This window comes from Pseudohalocynthiibacter aestuariivivens (assembly GCF_018457175.1).
In the GTDB taxonomy this organism is placed as follows: Bacteria; Pseudomonadota; Alphaproteobacteria; order Rhodobacterales; family Rhodobacteraceae; genus Pseudohalocynthiibacter; species Pseudohalocynthiibacter aestuariivivens.
In genome coordinates, this window is record NZ_JAGFNU010000001.1 from 56,643 (window position 1) to 72,460 (window position 15,818).

The window sequence follows — 15,818 nt, forward strand, 5'->3', positions numbered from 1 at the left end:
TGTCGCTTTTTGGCAGGACCTCTCAGGCGGGTTGTTTGCCACCTGCAAAGTAAGTGTGACGGAATCGCCTCAAGGGACGGGGTTGTTTGAAAATCACTGGCACTTTTGTTGCATGGCCGCTAGATGCAGCACGAATTCGCGAACAAAGGGTGGCGCTGCCGTTGCCCATATTCTGGAGATTTCTCTGTGAAAGCTGACTTTGTGACCAGTCTGCAAAATGACTGGCTTGGCAACATTCGTGCCGATCTTCTGGCCGGGCTTGTTGTTGCGCTGGCGCTAATACCCGAAGCAATTGCATTCTCGATAATCGCTGGGGTGGATCCAAAAGTGGGGCTATTTGCGTCATTTTCAATTGCAGTGATTACTGCGATTGCAGGTGGCCGGCCGGGGATGATTTCAGCAGCAACTGCTGCAACGGCAGTATTGATGGTGACTCTCGTACGAGACCATGGTCTGGAGTATCTTTTGGCGACGACAGTTCTGGCTGGTCTGCTTCAGATTGGTGCTGGGATGTTGCGCCTTGGCAGTGTAATGCGCTTTGTCTCTAAGTCAGTGATGACCGGGTTCGTGAATGCGCTGGCGATTCTGATTTTCATGGCGCAACTACCTGAGCTGATCGGGGTGACCTGGATTACTTATGCGATGGTCGCTGGCGGTTTGGCGATCATCTACCTGTTTCCGCTTTTGACAAAGTCTATTCCATCGCCGCTGGTGACGATCGTCGTTCTGACGGGCCTTGCGATGTATTTTGGGCTGGATGTGCGGGTTGTTGGCGATATGGGAGACCTGCCCGATACGCTTCCGGTATTTCTTTTGCCGGATATACCGCTGACACTCGAAACCCTGCGCATCATTTTTCCGGTTTCAATCGCGATTGCGGTTGTGGGTTTGCTTGAAAGCTTGATGACTGCGACCCTCGTGGATGATTTGACTGACACGAAATCTGACAAGAACCGGGAATGTATTGGCCAGGGTTTGGCAAATACTGCCACGGGCTTCATTGGTGGCATGGCAGGATGCGCGATGATTGGCCAATCGATGATCAACGTGAAATCGGGCGGTCGTGGACGCCTGTCGTGTTTCGCTGCAGGGGTATTCCTGTTGTTTCTGATTGTCGTGCTCGGGGATTGGGTTAAACAAATCCCGATGCCAGCACTGGTGGCGATCATGATCATGGTATCTGTTGGTACATTTAGCTGGTCTTCGCTCAAGAATTTGAAAGAACATCCGACAGCCTCGTCCGTTGTGATGGTGGCAACCGTTGTTACGACGGTGTTCAGCCACAACCTTGCAATAGGTGTTTTGACCGGAGTTTTGTTGTCAGGAATTTTCTTTGCCTGGAAAATTGCGGCAGTGTTTCGCGTGACATCAACGCCGACAAACGGCGGGCGTGGACGCCACTATCTCGTTGAAGGTCAATTGTTTTTTGCGACAGCGCCAGACCTTTCAGATGCGTTTGACTTTAACGAGGTGCTGGAACATGTCACGATTGACGTAAGTCGCGCGCATATCTGGGATATTTCGTCGGTCAGCGCATTGGATATGGTTGTTCTCAAATTTCGCCGCGAGGGTGCGGAGGTTGAGATTGTTGGTATGAATGAAGCAAGCGAAACCCTGATGGGACGGCTTGCCGAGCACGACAAACCGGGCGCGTTAGAACGGCTGATGGGACATTGAGGATGGCTGATATGGCAAAAATTATCGCGCTGGTTGACGGTTCGGTTTATTCGGAAAGTGTCTGCGACTACGCGGCGTGGGTCGCACTGCGAAAAGATGCCTCGGTTGAAGTGATGCACGTCCTGGGGCGCAGGGACGAAGCAAAATCAAACCTGTCTGGCAATATCGGCCTTGGAGCGCGTACAAAACTTATGGATGAGCTTGCGGATCTTGACGCACAGAAAGCAAAGTTTGGCCAGCAACGCGGCCGTGCAATTCTTGAGGATGCGGAAGCACGTCTGCGAAGTGATGGTGTGGAACATGTCACCACAAGATTACGCCATGGTGATCTGATCGAAGAGCTTCTTCTGGCGGAAAAAGATGCAGATCTGGTCGTCATCGGGAAACGCGGCGAGGCAGCAGATTTTGCGACCCTTCACCTTGGGTCAAACCTTGAAAGAGTTGTGAGAGCATCCAGAATTCCTGTGCTCGTAACATCACGTGCTTTTTCCGAACCGTGCAGTTTTCTGCTCGCTTTTGATGGTGGAAAAAGCGCGATGAAAGCGGTGGAGCATGTTGCGAAGAGCAAAGTTTTTGCGGGCCTCAATGCGCAATTGCTGACGGTTGATGAGCCAACAACAGTGAAAAATCGCGCGTTGGAAGGTGCAGCCGCCACGCTGAAGAATGCGGGTTATGTTGTTGAGAGCACGGTTGTTAAAGGTGATCCAGAAGCAGTAATTTCTGAACGTTGCAAATCGGGAAGATTCGATATGCTTGTTATGGGTGCTTACGGCCATTCGCGGATTCGCAGTCTTATCATCGGATCAACAACAACAGAAATGGTTCGGCTTTGCCAGATTCCGGTGCTGCTGTTCCGGTGAAGACGACCAGATACTGCTTGAAACATTAAAAATTTGAGGCGCACAAGTGCGCCAATTCTTCTGGCACGTCGTGCGATTTTGCGCTCCGCGCGGGGATATTTAAAGGATGTAGAAAAGGTAAAACCGCCATTCTTTTTCCCCAAAATATCCCCGCCGGAGGCATCATGCACCCCGCTAGGGGTGCGTAAATGTTTGGCGCGCTTGCGCGCCTCGATTTCTAAGCGGCAGGCTTACGCACAGAGCGGCGGCGACGCTGTTGATTTGGTTTGTCGCCAGACGGCTTTGCGGTGGCTGCGTTTCTTCGGCCGCTTCCTCCGGCGTGCGATCTGGCTTTGCCACCACCGTGTGGTGCGCTTTTACGCCCGCCCCGGTTGCCGCCTCGTGGCTCAGGCTTCTCTTCAGCCGGGCGAATGCCACCGATCACCTTGATTTCGGTTTTCATGATTTTTTCGATTTGCCGAAGATATCCGATTTCCGTTGCGGCGCAAAAAGCAATGGCTTCGCCGTCTTTTCCTGCGCGCGCGGTCCGGCCAATGCGGTGAATATAGTTTTCCGGCACTTCTGGCAGATCGTAGTTATAGACATGGCTGACGTCAGGGATATCGATTCCGCGGGCTGCAACGTCGGTTGCAACCAGAATACGCGCCTCGCCTGATTTGAAGGCTTTCAATGCTCGTTCGCGTTGGCCCTGGGATTTGTTGCCATGGATCGAGACAGCGTCAAATCCGCGAGCAACCAAAGTGTTTTTAAGTTTTTCAGAGCCATGTTTTGTGCGGCCAAAAACGAGAGCGAGACCTTCGGGCGATTTGTTCAGGTAACTCATGAGCAGATCCGTCTTTTCACCTTGTGAAGCGAAATGTAGAGATTGCGTCACTTTATCGGCAGCTTTGCCAGGAGGGGCGACTTGAATGCGCACTGGGTTTGTCAGGTATGCGGCGGAAAGCTCGTTCATCTGCTTGGGCATCGTTGCTGAAAACAGCAGGGTTTGACGAGGCGTTCCAAGAAGGGGAGCGATTTTGCGGAGGGCGTGAATGAAGCCAAGGTCGAGCATTTGGTCAGCTTCATCGAGCACGAGGTACGTCGCGGAATTCAGGAAAAGCGCACGACGATCCACCAGATCGATCAGGCGGCCTGGAGTTGCGACAAGAATATCTGTACCTCCAGCCAAACGCTTGATTTGGGTATTGATTGATGTTCCGCCAACGACGGTTACAACTTTCAGATGGCTACCAGAAACGTAGGTCGAAAGGTTTGCTGCGATTTGGTTTACCAGTTCACGCGTTGGGGCAAGAATCAGCGCCTTGACGGATTTTGATTTACGCGCTTCGGTCTGAGACATGAGGCGATTGATCAATGGCAAGCCAAAGGCCGCAGTTTTTCCGGTTCCGGTTTGGGCAAGGCCCATCAGGTCACGCCCTTCTATAATTAATGGAATGGCACGCGCCTGAATCGGAGTTGGTTTATCATAACCAGCGGCTGTGATTGCGGTCAGAAGTTTGGGCGAAAGGCCCAGATCAGTAAAATTGGTCATATTGACCCCTTATATGGTCATGCAGCACGAGAATGCGCCGCATGTATGAAACAGCGGAGTAGGGCCAACACTAATGCGGCCACTTATCTGCGGTTGCGCCCTGAAGCGTGCCCCGGACCGGATGTCCAAAAAGCAGATCAAGGCGTCAGAACCCCGCGTGAATTGGGAACTTGGGAATTTGAGGGGTCGCCGAAGCGGAACCCGCATGTCTGTTCTTATCTCACCAATGGGTGGGCTGCTCACGCGGCAGCGGGACTAGACAGGGTGCGTATTTGCCCTTTCTGCTCAGATGTCAACTGTTTAAGATAAACCGAAGCATGCTGCGTGACAGTGTGTCATTCGCAAAGTGTATCGTTTGCATGGTTTTTGCGCCAGGAAAGCACCAACTGAACATCTCGGGCGATCGCCTCTTTCCCCCGCGTGCGCCTTAGGCTAAGAACCCGCGTCCGCTGATGGACAAAACGTAAAGGAGGCCCGTGATGGGTTACAAAGTCGCTGTCGTAGGTGCCACAGGTAATGTGGGCCGCGAAATGCTGAATATTCTGGCTGAACGCCAGTTTCCTGTGGATCAGATTGTTGCGGTTGCAAGCCGTAGATCTCTGGGCACCCAAGTCAGCTTTGGCGATAAAACTCTCACGACCAAGGACCTTGATACGTTTGATTTTTCCGGTTGGGACATCGCACTATTTGCCGTGGGCTCTGAGGCTACAAAAAAATACGCGCCACTTGCTGCTCGTGCGGGATGCTTGGTAATCGATAACTCGTCGCTTTATCGCTATGATCCCGCTGTGCCGTTGATTGTACCCGAGGTTAACCCCGAAGCGATCAAAGGTTATGCCAAAAAGATGATCATCGCTAATCCCAACTGTTCAACTGCGCAGATGGTTGTGGCTTTGAAACCGCTGCATGATCGTGCGCGGATCAAGCGGGTTGTTGTATCAACATATCAGTCTGTTTCCGGGTCTGGGAAAGACGCTATTGATGAACTTTGGAACCAGACCAAAGGTATGTATGTTCCGGGCCAGGAAGTTGCGCCAAGCGTCTATCCAAAACAGATCGCGTTCAACGTTATTCCGCATATCGATGTTTTCCTTGAGGATGGCTCTACCAAGGAAGAATGGAAAATGGTCGCCGAAACCAAGAAGATTGTCGATAAGTCAATCAAAGTAACTGCAACCTGCGTGCGGGTGCCCGTTTTTGTCGGCCATTCCGAAGCGATCAACATCGAGTTTGAAGAGCATCTGGATGAAGACGAAGCGCGTGATATTTTGCGTGAAGCACCCGGCGTTATGGTGATCGATAAACGAGAAAGCGGTGGTTACGTGACCCCGGTTGAGTGTGTGGGTGACTACGCAACGTTTATCAGTCGTATTCGGCAGGACAGCACGATCGACAACGGGATCAACCTGTGGTGTGTCAGTGATAATTTGCGCAAGGGCGCGGCGCTGAACGCCGTGCAGATTGCAGAACTGTATGGCCGGGAAATTTTGAAAAAAGGCTAGTTCCAGATCGTGAAGAGATCTTTGAGGGCGGCATTGGCCGCCCTTTTTTCGTGACGTTAGTGCTAAAAGTTTTGTTGGTGAGTTGTTGTCGGCGTGACGCGATCTCGAGCAATCGGTCAGAATCGGGCCGTTTGTGCTGCGCCTAACGCTGAGTTTTAACTGGGAGCAACGAAGCAGATAAGCGAACTGATTTGTTCGTAAAAGCGGGCACATCGATACAAACTTGATGCACCCGCCAAAAATTTATTTTCGGATGTTGCCACTCACAGCAATCACCCGGACTAACAGAACGATTGTCGCAAGTTCTCAAATAATGTCAATATGATATTATTAACCTTTCGTAAACTCGCTCATAAATTGAAGAAATCTGCAAGAATTCGTCTTTGCCTAGAAGTGTAAACTAATTGTTAACTTATAACTCACAAGTACAAATGTACTTTTAGGTATTTGCTCCTAAACTGGGTATGAAACGCGACTAACCAAACGATTTGAAACTGAGAAGAATATCATAGTGATTGAAACAAGTAAGATTGCGCAGCTTCGGCGGTTGTTACACAGCATGGAAGAATCATTAGGCCTGGTAGAACTGTCGTCTACTGAGCGAGATGTTTATTACGCCGCTAGTGAGCTTTCAGAACAAGACAGAATCGTTCGCAGTGATGACTTACAGGAGCACCCTTTGATTAACGGTGTCGCGAAACCAACGTATTTCAGGGCGCTAAAAACGCTCGTTAAACTTGGGTACTTGCATCATGCTGCGGGGACGAAGACGGGCAAGTATGTTGTAGATCTGCCATCAGAATAAGGAAGCGATTTGCCGCATTTTAAATGTCTGAAAAACAATCTTTGGTTTTTGGAAATGTTAGCGGTATCAATCGCTTATATATTGGCTTTTTTTCTGACGCACTATCTCTTTTACCCGCTTCAGTTAAAGATCATTCCAGAGTTTGATAGTCTCGCAAACCTTTTGTATTTGCCTCATGGCGTCCGAGTATTGGCGGCATGGCTTCTTGGGTGGCGTTCCGTAGTTGCGATTGCAGCCGGAGCTTTCGTTTCACAAAATTTGCTATTTGAACAACCGATCTGGGATTTTAATTTTTTTGGGGTATTTTTCATCGGCATAGTCGTTGCGCCTTTGGCGTTCAGCCTGTTGAAGTTCGCAAAATTTGATGCAAGCGCACGGGAAGAAAATCCACCTTGCTGGCAATGTGTGATGGTTGTGGGTATTTTCGCGTCTTTGCTTAACGCTCTTCTGGCCAACCTTGTGCTTGGGACGCTTACCATTGATTTTTTGGGATATCTGGTTGGTGACGTGTCTGGATTGTTTTTCCTTGTTCTGATTCTGATGCTTGTTTTCAGGCAAATGCGCGCTTGGGGCTACTGAAAAGGCAACCATTCCCTTGGCTAAATTTTCCCAAACAAGTCGCTTTCCGGAAACTGGATATTGCACCTGACCGAAATGTAAGACATTTGATTGGCTGACAATTGAAGACAGCATTGGATCAGCGGAATGACAAATAGGATTGACAGTTTACTCGAAGCTGCTCGCACGCATTGCGACGAAGAAGTACTTCCAAATGTGGACAAATGGAACGAGGTTGGCTTGTGGCCCCGGTCTTCGTCAGACAAGGCTGGAGACCTCGGTTTAACAGGGCTCTATGCACCCGAAGAATTCGGAGGTCAGGGACTGCCGCTTGGTGAAGGTATTCGTATTTACGAAGAGTTGGGGCGTGGCGACGGTGCCTATGCCTTTGCGCTCTCGATGCATAATATTTGTACATTCGCTGCTTGTGGTTACGGTACAGAGGTTTTCAAAAACGCCTGGGCCAGAGATTTAACCTCGGGCCGCAAACTCGCAAACTTTTCGCTGACCGAGCCGCAGTCTGGTTCGGACGCAACCAATATGTACTCTCGAGCTGTCATAAATGGCGACGGCACGTGGACAATCAGCGGTGCAAAGGCCTGGGTTAGTTTGGCGGGTGAGGCGGATATTTACTTTACCGTCGTCAAAACAACTGACAAGCCCGGCCATCAGGACATGGCCATGATCGCAATTCCAGCGGATGCCGAAGGCGTGAGTTTTGGACCCTTATACGAAACGCCCTCATACAACTTTTTGCCAATGGCAGAGATGTACCTGAAAGATGTCGTCGTCAGCGAAGGCAACATTATCTTGCCGGTGGGTCAGGGCCTGCAAGGGTCACTTATGGCAATTGATATTGCGCGTGTTTCAATCGCGTCCGGATGCTGCGGACTGATGCAATCTGCTCTCGACACTTCATTGGCCTATTCTGCGAACAGGAAGATGTTCGGCGGTAAGAACATCGATCTGGATGGCATACAGTGGATGCTTGGCGATGTCGCAACAGAGCTTGAAGCGTCCCGGCTTTTGTACCGCGCTGCAGCCAATGCGCTTGGAACACCAGAAGGTCCGCTTATGGCGGCCCACGCCAAACGGTTCGTGCCAGATGCAGCGGTGAAAGCTGCGAACACATGTACCCAGGTGCTGGGTGGTATGGGGTTGCTGAAGCCCTACGGGATGGACAGACTATCCCGGCTTTCCCAAATGCTTCGTATTGTCGACGGAACAACCGAAATCAGCCGCGTTGTGATCGGGCGAAGCCTGAAAAAACGTGCGGCCCAGTTAAAAACACCTGTCATCCCGAAAGGTTTTGGCGAAAGCTAAACACAATTTAAAACGAGATGGCCTCTGACCCATTCTAACGGTCAGGGGCCATTTCTTTGCGCATCACCTAATTAAAGCCCAAACCGGTCCATCATTGAATTCCAGCGCAGAAAAGCGGGCAGGAACCACGGTGTTCCATTGTAAAAGGGCTTTGACTCAAAGGACAGATCGTCGAGTTCGGTGCGTCCTTCCGGATCTCCCAGCATTTGTAATGCAACTTTCCGGCCAAAATAGCTAGCGCGGCCGACGCCGGAACCGCAGTAGCCCATGACATAGTGTACGCCATCATGCACCCCAAGGTGCGGTGCGTGATCAAAAGTATAGGCCACAGTACCTGACCATGCATGGGTGACCTGAGTGTCAGATAACTGCGGAAAAATACGGTGCATCATTCGTCTGAGGTCAGGTACATAGCGATCAGGTCGATCCGCAAGATCAAAGGCCCGACCGCCAAAGATCATCCGCGTACCATCGGGCGACGGTCGGTAGTAAAGTACAAGGCGCGAGCTTTCCCCAAACCCGCGGTTCTTCGGCGAAAGTTCTGACATCAATCCGGCTGGCAATTGTTCCGTCGCGATGATGGCAGAACGGATGGGAATGACGCGGTGGTGGAAAAAGGGCATTTCTGGCCCGGAATATCCGTTTGTTGCGACCAGAACCTGCCCGGCTGTAACTTCCGTTTCGCCAATACGTACGGTCAGTTTGGCGCCATTCCTTGTCACCCCGGTTACACGGGCGGGCGCAATGATTTGTGCGCCAGCTACAAGAACCCTTTCGACCAGTGCTCTCGCATAAAGACCGGGGTGCAGATGACCGTCATCTAGATAAACAACGCCACCATGATAATGATCACTGCCAATTTCTGCGTGTTGGGCCGCGCGTGGTATCATTTCAAACTGCATGCCTGTCGCACTAGCCAGGTCTTCCGACTCGCGGGCCACGCTTTCATAGCCTTCCGGTTTAACGACGCCCCGGAAACGTCCAGTCAAATGCAAGCCGCAGTCGATCTTTTCTTCGACAAGGAAGTTTTTCAGGTATTTCAGGCAATCCATCGATTCTCGCAGAATCGCGGTGGCTTTTTCTTGCCCGAAAGCAGATTTCAAACCGGACAGACCCAATTTGTGAAAGGACGGGCCAATCAGCCCACCGTTGCGCGACGAACAGCCGTAAGCGGGCATTTCGGCGTCAACGACCAAAACTTCGCGGCCAGAGCGCGCCAATGTCAGGGCCGCAGAAAGGCCGCTGTAGCCAGCGCCAACGATCAGGGTTTCTACATGCTTGGGCAGGTTATCAGGCGAGCTTGCCGCGACAGATAAATGCGGTTCAGCAGCATCCCACCAATAGGGTCGGGTCAGATAGTTTGCCAACGCGTGACTCCTCCGGTCGATCAGACAGGAACAAATTTTGCCTGTTTCGGATCGTAGGCTTCAAGACCACCTTCCGCAATGTCATTCCAAAGGCCATGAATGCTTAATTCTTCTTCTTTCACGGCATCGCGAACGAACGGAAAAGTTATGAGGTTCTCTAACGAGATTAATACGGCTTCTTTTTCCAGTGCACGTTCACGATCTGGTTCGCTTTCTATATGGCGAACACGTTCGAAGCCGGGGCGCAAAATATCCATCCAACGCCCAATGAAGCTGGATTCTTCATCAAGATCGGGTGCCTTACCAGAGCACATTTCATGGCATCCGTGAACTCCGCCACAATTAGAGTGACCCAATACGATAATATGGGCAACTTTCAACACTGTTACGGCGTATTCAACCGCTGCGGATGTGCCGTGATGATCGCCATCCGGTGCATAGGGTGGGACGAGATTTGCAATGTTGCGATGGATGAAAAATTCACCCTGTTCTGCCCCGAAAATCGAGGTCACGTGAACGCGGGAATCGCAGCATGAGACAACCATGGCCCGAGGTCGCTGGCCCTCTGTCGCAAGCCGCCTGTACCAGACTTTGTTTTCCGCATAGCTGGTCGCCTTCCAGCCCTGGTAACGTTGCACCAGATAGGCTGGCAGCGGTTTTGCATGATCCATTGCGTGTGCCCCTCTTATATACCTCCAGCGTATCTATGCGAAATTTGTACGAAATTCGAGCGAATTCTGTGTTTGGCCTCAACCTTTTCGAAGGGTCGAGAGTAGAATATCGCCATGCTGTGGGGGCGTTCAGAAGCGGGGTGAGCTTATGGAGATTGTAACCATACTCAGACATGAAGAAACAGTCAGGATCAATCCTGATCGACTGACGGAGCTTTTCCTAAATTTGGGTGAGACAGCGGCAGAGGAATTTATTTGCTGGGCTGTCGAGGACCTTGCAATTAAAATTTCAGAGATTAAACGCGCGGCCTCAAATAAACAGTACGATCTATTACAACTTAGTTCAGAACAGGTGGCGGAGATAGCGACGCGGGTTGGCCTAACGAGTTTGGCGCGTGTCGCACTGGATGTGGACTATTGCCTGAAAATTGAAACGGATACAGCATTGTCAGCCACTGTTGCGCGGCTTATCCGCATCGGAGAGATGTCTCTTTTGAAGGTTTGGGACGAACGAGATTTATCTGTTTGATGCGCCGCTTATTGCCCCTTTGCTGGTTCCAAGCAAACCGATAGGGTGACGGGCAGACAAAGCAGTGAAAAGGTCACGGGATGCCGCTGAAATTTGCAAATGGGGATACCTCGTCGATCCCGGTGCACGTCGTTAAAAAAGACGCTTTTAAGGGTTGGTTGGCAAGCCAGCCTGAAGAGGTTGCCTCATGGCTGGGCCGGACCGGATTCGAGGCGGAAGCTGGTGAATCGCAACTTGTCCCGGGCGCAAGTGGAAATCCTCAGATGGCCGTTGTTGGCTATGGTACTGCTAAAAGCCGTGCGCGTGGCCGGTTTCATATTGCGCGTGCAGCCAGAGCGTTGCCAAAGGGAACGTATCATATTGCAAGCGGACTTATAGGGCCCGCCCTCGAAGAAGCAGCCCTTGGCTGGTTATTGGCCAGTTACCGGTTTGACCGGTACCGAAAGCAAAAACCGCAAAAAGCACGCCTCAAAGCACCCAAAGGTGTTGATGCGGCACGCTTGGAAGTTATCGCTGAAGGAGAGGCGCTGACGCGTGACTTAATCAATACACCAGCATCTGACATGGGGCCGGACGAGCTTGAGTCCGTCTTTTTGGCGTTGGCGGACCAGCACAGCGCATCGGCTGCGATAATAAGTGGTGATGATTTACTCAAACATAATTTCCCAATGATTCATGCGGTTGGACGCGCGTCAGATCGGACACCGCGTTTGCTTGACATGCGTTGGGGTACGGCGGGGCCGATGCTCACGTTGGTGGGTAAAGGTGTCTGTTTTGATACAGGCGGATTAAATTTGAAGCCGAGTTCATCAATCGGGCTTATGAAAAAGGACATGGGTGGGGCCGCCGCCGCCCTTGGGCTGGCCCATATGATTATGTCACTGGGCCTGCGTTTGCGATTGCGTGTCTTGGTGCCTGCTGTCGAAAACAGTGTTTCAGGCAATGCATTTCGCCCGCAAGATATTTTGACATCGCGCAAAGGATTAACCGTTGAAATAAACAACACCGACGCCGAAGGTCGGCTGGTTTTGGCGGATGCTTTGGCTCTGGCAGATGAAGAGAAGCCCGATTGTCTGATTTCGATGGCGACATTAACGGGTGCGGCCCGTGTCGCCGTTGGACCAGATTTGGCCCCGTATTTCGCAGATGATTCTGGGTTCGTCGGAGCGCTCGAAGCAGCGGCTGCGCAAGTTTGTGACCCGGTCTGGCGAATGCCCTTCTGGTCGCCTTACGAAAACCTGATCGAACCGGGCATAGCCGACCTTGATAACGCCCCAAAAGGTGGATTTGCGGGGGCGATCACTGCGGCCCTGTTTTTGCGTCGTTTTGTCGAAAACTCGCCAAAATACGCACATTTTGATATTTATGGATGGCAACCGACCGCTGCCCCTGCCCGGCCCAAGGGTGGTGTAGGACAAGCAACTCGCGCTATTCTAGAGGCGCTGCCATCGATTTTGGAGATTTAGATGGACCGACGTTTGATACCAGCGAACGAACGCGTTGCCGCTTTGCATCTGAAGGGGAAAGTTGAGGCAGAGCAATATCTGAAAGGGGCGGCGCGTCAGGTGACGGCGTCCGAAGCAAACCTTTTGCGCGCGCCGGGTGGTAAACGGGATCGCCAGTTGCTGATGGGGGAAAGGGTCACCGCCTATGAGGACCGTGCCGGATATGCGTTTGTTCAGGCAGCACGCGACGGGTACGTCGGGTATGTCGATAGCCTGGCAATTGGCCCGGCGCAAAGTATGACTCATTGGATCGCGAGCCGGTCAACGCATATTTATTCGACTGCCAATTTCAAGAGCCCGGAAACAGGAACACTGTCGTTTGGCTGCGAAGTCTGTGCCAGATCACAGGCGGAAAATTTTGTCGAAATCGGAGACGGGCAATTTCTGCCGTTGCAGCATTTGCTGGAAATCGGCGAAGGATTGCAAGATATGGTGTCCGTTGCCGAAATGTTCCTTGGAACGCCTTATCTCTGGGGGGGCAACAGCGGCACCGGAATAGACTGTTCAGGGCTGCTGCAGGCGGCTTGCCTTGCCTGTGGTATTCCCTGCCCACGCGACAGTGACCAGCAAGAGGCGCAGCTTGGAAAAGAATTGCCCAAAGAAACACCCCTTGAACGAGGTGATCTGGTGTTCTGGAAAGGACATGTTGGATTGATGCTGGACGGCGAGATTTTGCTTCACGCAAACGCGCATCACATGGTTGTGGCGGTTGAGCCTCTGACCGAAGCGATCAGTCGTATTTCAGCTAAAGAATTTGGTGATGTTACGGCTGTCAAGCGATTGTGATTTAATCGATTGGCCGGATGAGTTTGCGCTCCAGAATGCGCAACACCTTTTTCAGATCAGCCCCACGCTTTAGGATTTGCCCGTCCATTGCGATAACGGAATATTGCCCTTGTCGCAGGCGCATTTTAGGGCGCTTTTCTATTCGGTAAAGCGGATGCTCTGCGGTGCGGCGGAAGACAGAAAAAACAGCGACATCCCGCAGACAGGAAATGCCATAATCGCGCCACTCACCGGCAGCGACCATACGCCCATAAAGCGCCAGAATATCCCCGAGCTCTTTCCGGTCAAAACTGATCTGATCCGGAATCCCGTTGCTTTGCGGAAAAGGCGTCGGTGACTGAATTGTCATATTGTAAGACTGGCCTGTGTTTCGGACAAAATCAAGCGCTGCCCCGAGTTTGCCTAAAAAAGATCAGGAAAGAGCCTTGCCACAGCTATTATACAGCCCTGATTACCTGTTCAATTTGCCTTGTAGCGACCAACGCTAGCCTCGGTGTCATGGATTAACAGCCCCCACCCAGCCTGTGGCACCGGGGCAAGATCAACCAAAGCCCTCACCTCTGTGGTGGGGGCTTTGTCTTTTGCAGTCTTCCTTAAAACCTGGTCCGAAAACGACAACGCAGTTATGGCGGAGCGCATTGTTGGCAATGGTTAAATCATAGGGCCGTACTGCGATTCGTGGCATTGGATTGTTGGTCACTTTTAACGATGGGTCGTGACAGCCCAGATTGGCGTCGTCTTTGAGTTGATAAGTTTCATGGATTCGATCAAAGTGACTCCGAGTTTTAAAAAGGGAGGAGTGACCATGCGCACCCGTGCAGCCGTTGCCTTAGAGGCGGGAAAACCGCTTGAGATTATGGAAGTGAACCTTGAAGGCCCGAAGGCGGGCGAGGTTTTGGTTGAAATCAAGGCAACCGGAATTTGCCATACCGACGAGTTTACCCTTTCAGGGGCTGATCCGGAGGGGCTTTTCCCGGCGATTTTGGGGCACGAGGGTGCAGGTGTGGTTCTGGAAGTTGGGGCTGGTGTGAGCAGCCTGAAACCCGGCGATCACGTGATCCCGCTCTATACCCCGGAATGTCGCGAATGCGAATATTGCCTTAACCCGAAAACCAACCTGTGCCAGTCGATCCGCAGCACACAGGGTCAAGGCCTGATGCCGGATGGAACAAGCCGGTTTTCAATGCTCGATGGGACGCCGATCTTGCACTACATGGGGTGTTCAACCTTCTCAAATCATACGGTTCTGCCGGAAATCGCATTGGCAAAAGTCCGCAAAGACGCGCCATTTGACAAGATTTGCTACATTGGTTGCGGGGTCACCACGGGCATTGGTGCGGTGATCAATACAGCAAAAGTAGAAATTGGGTCCAGGGGGATCGTTTTTGGCCTGGGGGGTATCGGTCTCAACGTGATTCAGGGGCTGCGGTTGGCAGGCGCTGATCAGATTGTTGGCGTTGACCTGAACCCAACCAAAGTTGAAATGGCAACACGTTTCGGCATGACGGACTTCGTGAACCCAACTGAGGTTGAGGGCGATCTGGTCGCGCATCTGGTTGAACTGACTGGCGGTGGCGCGGACTATACGTTTGACGCAACAGGAAACGTTGGTGTGATGCGGGCGGCGCTTGAATCTGCGCACAAGGGCTGGGGTGAAAGCATAATCATTGGCGTTGCACCCGCCGGAGCAGAGATTTCGACCCGACCTTTCCAGCTTGTCACCGGCCGGAGTTGGCGCGGTACAGCCTTTGGCGGCGCGCGCGGTCGTACCGATGTGCCAAAAATTGTTGATTGGTATATGGCCGGAAAGATCGAGATCGACCCGATGATTACCCATGTGCTGCCACTGGAGGACATCAACAAAGGCTTCGACTTGATGCACGAAGGCAAATCGATCAGGGCTGTGGTGGAGTTCTAGGGACCCAAAGATTTTAACGAGCAGCGTGTTCCTGTTTTGGAGCGCGCGGTTCGTTATCGAGCGTTTTGAGAACCATATCGCGCCATGAACATGTCCACGGTGCCGGCGATGATTTTGTCGATTTCGGCTTGGGTTGGTACAGAGGTTACGTGGAAACTGACGCGTACCCAGATATCAGTTTTGCAGAGAGCCGCAAACTGATCTGCGGCGAGATCAAGGTCATCTATATTCAATTCGCCGCGGCGAACACCGGCGGCGAACAGAATTTTCAGCCTTTCGCGCCCAAGTTCCGGACCGGATTTATAGAATGCCCGAGCGAGTTCAGGAAAGCGGTCAGATTCTCCGACAGCCAACCTGTGAATGCTTTGAGAGAATGGGCTGATGAGAAAATTAACAAGAATAGATGCGGCAACCGTCAGCAGCTCATCAATGGGTTTGTCGCATTTTTCCAGATCAAACGCGGCATCTGCCTGCTTCAAGCATTGTTCTTTGCAAATTTCCAGAAACAGGATGCGCTTGTCAGGAAAGTAACTGTAGAGCGTAGCCTTTGAAACGCCAGCTTCGCGTGCAATGTCGTCAACGCTTGCGCCTTCAAAGCCGTCTCTTAAAAAAACATTGCGCGCGCCTTCAATCACCTGATCGAATTTTCGACCTTTTCGAATGGTGCCAACGTCCGCGTTCATATGTTTTCCCCTAGGATCACGGACAAGTATAAACTGATCAGTTCAATTCCAACAAGGCGACAAAAACACCCAATCAAACCATATCGCTACTGAAGCAGGCATA

The 15,818-nt window shown here is 51.7% G+C and carries 14 protein-coding genes; 9 read left to right on the plus strand and 5 right to left on the minus strand.

The annotated features are described in order from the left end of the window. Positions 1–201 precede the first annotated feature (201 nt). Positions 202–1,677: a SulP family inorganic anion transporter gene (locus J4E70_RS00230; RefSeq protein WP_343229440.1), complete on the plus strand. Its 1,476-nt coding sequence runs from the start codon at positions 202–204 to the stop codon at positions 1,675–1,677. Positions 1,678–1,688: 11 nt separating this feature from the next. Further along, the gene (locus J4E70_RS00235) at positions 1,689–2,537 is read left to right on the plus strand and encodes a universal stress protein (protein ID WP_343229434.1); all 849 of its coding nucleotides are present in this window, start codon (positions 1,689–1,691) and stop codon (positions 2,535–2,537) included. 217 nt (positions 2,538–2,754) lie between these two features. On the opposite strand, the gene J4E70_RS00240 is transcribed toward J4E70_RS00235, so the two are convergent. Next, positions 2,755–4,068 carry a DEAD/DEAH box helicase gene (locus tag J4E70_RS00240; RefSeq protein ID WP_213887058.1) on the minus strand — a complete coding sequence of 438 codons (1,314 nt, stop codon included), beginning with the start codon at positions 4,066–4,068 and terminating at the stop codon, positions 2,755–2,757. A 479-nt stretch (positions 4,069–4,547) separates the two neighbouring features. Between J4E70_RS00240 and J4E70_RS00245 the strand changes: the two genes are divergently transcribed. The 3 genes from J4E70_RS00245 to J4E70_RS00255 all read left to right on the plus strand — a co-directional run bounded on the left by J4E70_RS00245 (position 4,548) and on the right by J4E70_RS00255 (position 8,256). Further along, complete coding sequence (locus J4E70_RS00245; protein ID WP_213887059.1) at positions 4,548–5,570, plus strand: aspartate-semialdehyde dehydrogenase; 1,023 nt, start codon at positions 4,548–4,550, stop codon at positions 5,568–5,570. A gap of 859 nt (positions 5,571–6,429) precedes the next feature. Continuing rightward, on the plus strand, positions 6,430–6,954 hold the full coding sequence (locus J4E70_RS00250; RefSeq protein ID WP_213887060.1) for a hypothetical protein: 525 nt from the start codon (positions 6,430–6,432) through the stop codon (positions 6,952–6,954). 126 nt (positions 6,955–7,080) lie between these two features. After that, the gene (locus J4E70_RS00255) at positions 7,081–8,256 is read left to right on the plus strand and encodes an acyl-CoA dehydrogenase family protein (RefSeq protein WP_213887061.1); all 1,176 of its coding nucleotides are present in this window, start codon (positions 7,081–7,083) and stop codon (positions 8,254–8,256) included. Positions 8,257–8,327: 71 nt separating this feature from the next. Here J4E70_RS00255 and J4E70_RS00260 read toward each other — a convergent pair whose 3' ends face one another. Continuing rightward, a complete protein-coding gene (locus J4E70_RS00260) occupies positions 8,328–9,623 on the minus strand; it encodes an NAD(P)/FAD-dependent oxidoreductase (RefSeq protein ID WP_213887062.1) in 1,296 nt (431 codons plus the stop codon). A 20-nt stretch (positions 9,624–9,643) separates the two neighbouring features. Beyond that, positions 9,644–10,294, minus strand: a complete 651-nt coding sequence (locus J4E70_RS00265) for a carbonic anhydrase (protein ID WP_213887063.1) — start codon at positions 10,292–10,294, stop codon at positions 9,644–9,646. Between the two features lie 148 nt (positions 10,295–10,442). Here J4E70_RS00265 and J4E70_RS00270 point away from each other — a divergent pair, with 148 nt between their 5' ends. The 3 genes from J4E70_RS00270 (at position 10,443) to J4E70_RS00280 (ending at position 13,114) form a co-directional block, all read left to right on the plus strand. Next, a complete protein-coding gene (locus J4E70_RS00270; protein ID WP_213887064.1) occupies positions 10,443–10,823 on the plus strand; it encodes a hypothetical protein in 381 nt (126 codons plus the stop codon). An 80-nt stretch (positions 10,824–10,903) separates the two neighbouring features. After that, on the plus strand, positions 10,904–12,289 hold the full coding sequence (locus J4E70_RS00275; protein ID WP_213887065.1) for a leucyl aminopeptidase family protein: 1,386 nt from the start codon (positions 10,904–10,906) through the stop codon (positions 12,287–12,289). Continuing rightward, a complete protein-coding gene (locus J4E70_RS00280; RefSeq protein ID WP_213887066.1) occupies positions 12,290–13,114 on the plus strand; it encodes a C40 family peptidase in 825 nt (274 codons plus the stop codon). Between the two features lies 1 nt (position 13,115). Here J4E70_RS00280 and J4E70_RS00285 read toward each other — a convergent pair whose 3' ends face one another. After that, positions 13,116–13,463, minus strand: a complete 348-nt coding sequence (locus J4E70_RS00285; RefSeq protein ID WP_213887067.1) for a DUF2794 domain-containing protein — start codon at positions 13,461–13,463, stop codon at positions 13,116–13,118. Positions 13,464–13,919: 456 nt separating this feature from the next. Between J4E70_RS00285 and J4E70_RS00290 the strand changes: the two genes are divergently transcribed. Beyond that, on the plus strand, positions 13,920–15,032 hold the full coding sequence (locus tag J4E70_RS00290) for an S-(hydroxymethyl)glutathione dehydrogenase/class III alcohol dehydrogenase (protein ID WP_213887068.1): 1,113 nt from the start codon (positions 13,920–13,922) through the stop codon (positions 15,030–15,032). Between the two features lie 53 nt (positions 15,033–15,085). On the opposite strand, the gene J4E70_RS00295 is transcribed toward J4E70_RS00290, so the two are convergent. After that, positions 15,086–15,715, minus strand: a complete 630-nt coding sequence (locus J4E70_RS00295) for a TetR/AcrR family transcriptional regulator (protein ID WP_213887069.1) — start codon at positions 15,713–15,715, stop codon at positions 15,086–15,088. Between the last annotated feature and the right edge of the window lie 103 nt (positions 15,716–15,818).

Bases quoted from the DNA above. Each gene is read 5' to 3' on its own strand.
- J4E70_RS00275 (WP_213887065.1), top strand. From the start codon at position 10,904: ATGCCGCTGAAATTTGCAAATGGGGATACCTCGTCGATCCCGGTGCAC.
- J4E70_RS00285 (WP_213887067.1), bottom strand. From the start codon at position 13,463: ATGACAATTCAGTCACCGACGCCTTTTCCGCAAAGCAACGGGATTCCG.
- J4E70_RS00240 (WP_213887058.1), bottom strand. From the start codon at position 4,068: ATGACCAATTTTACTGATCTGGGCCTTTCGCCCAAACTTCTGACCGCA.
- J4E70_RS00270 (WP_213887064.1), top strand. From the start codon at position 10,443: ATGGAGATTGTAACCATACTCAGACATGAAGAAACAGTCAGGATCAAT.
- J4E70_RS00255 (WP_213887061.1), top strand. From the start codon at position 7,081: ATGACAAATAGGATTGACAGTTTACTCGAAGCTGCTCGCACGCATTGC.
- J4E70_RS00250 (WP_213887060.1), top strand. From the start codon at position 6,430: ATGTTAGCGGTATCAATCGCTTATATATTGGCTTTTTTTCTGACGCAC.
- J4E70_RS00245 (WP_213887059.1), top strand. From the start codon at position 4,548: ATGGGTTACAAAGTCGCTGTCGTAGGTGCCACAGGTAATGTGGGCCGC.
- J4E70_RS00235 (WP_343229434.1), top strand. From the start codon at position 1,689: ATGGCAAAAATTATCGCGCTGGTTGACGGTTCGGTTTATTCGGAAAGT.
- J4E70_RS00290 (WP_213887068.1), top strand. From the start codon at position 13,920: ATGCGCACCCGTGCAGCCGTTGCCTTAGAGGCGGGAAAACCGCTTGAG.
- J4E70_RS00295 (WP_213887069.1), bottom strand. From the start codon at position 15,715: ATGAACGCGGACGTTGGCACCATTCGAAAAGGTCGAAAATTCGATCAG.
- J4E70_RS00280 (WP_213887066.1), top strand. From the start codon at position 12,290: ATGGACCGACGTTTGATACCAGCGAACGAACGCGTTGCCGCTTTGCAT.
- J4E70_RS00265 (WP_213887063.1), bottom strand. From the start codon at position 10,294: ATGGATCATGCAAAACCGCTGCCAGCCTATCTGGTGCAACGTTACCAG.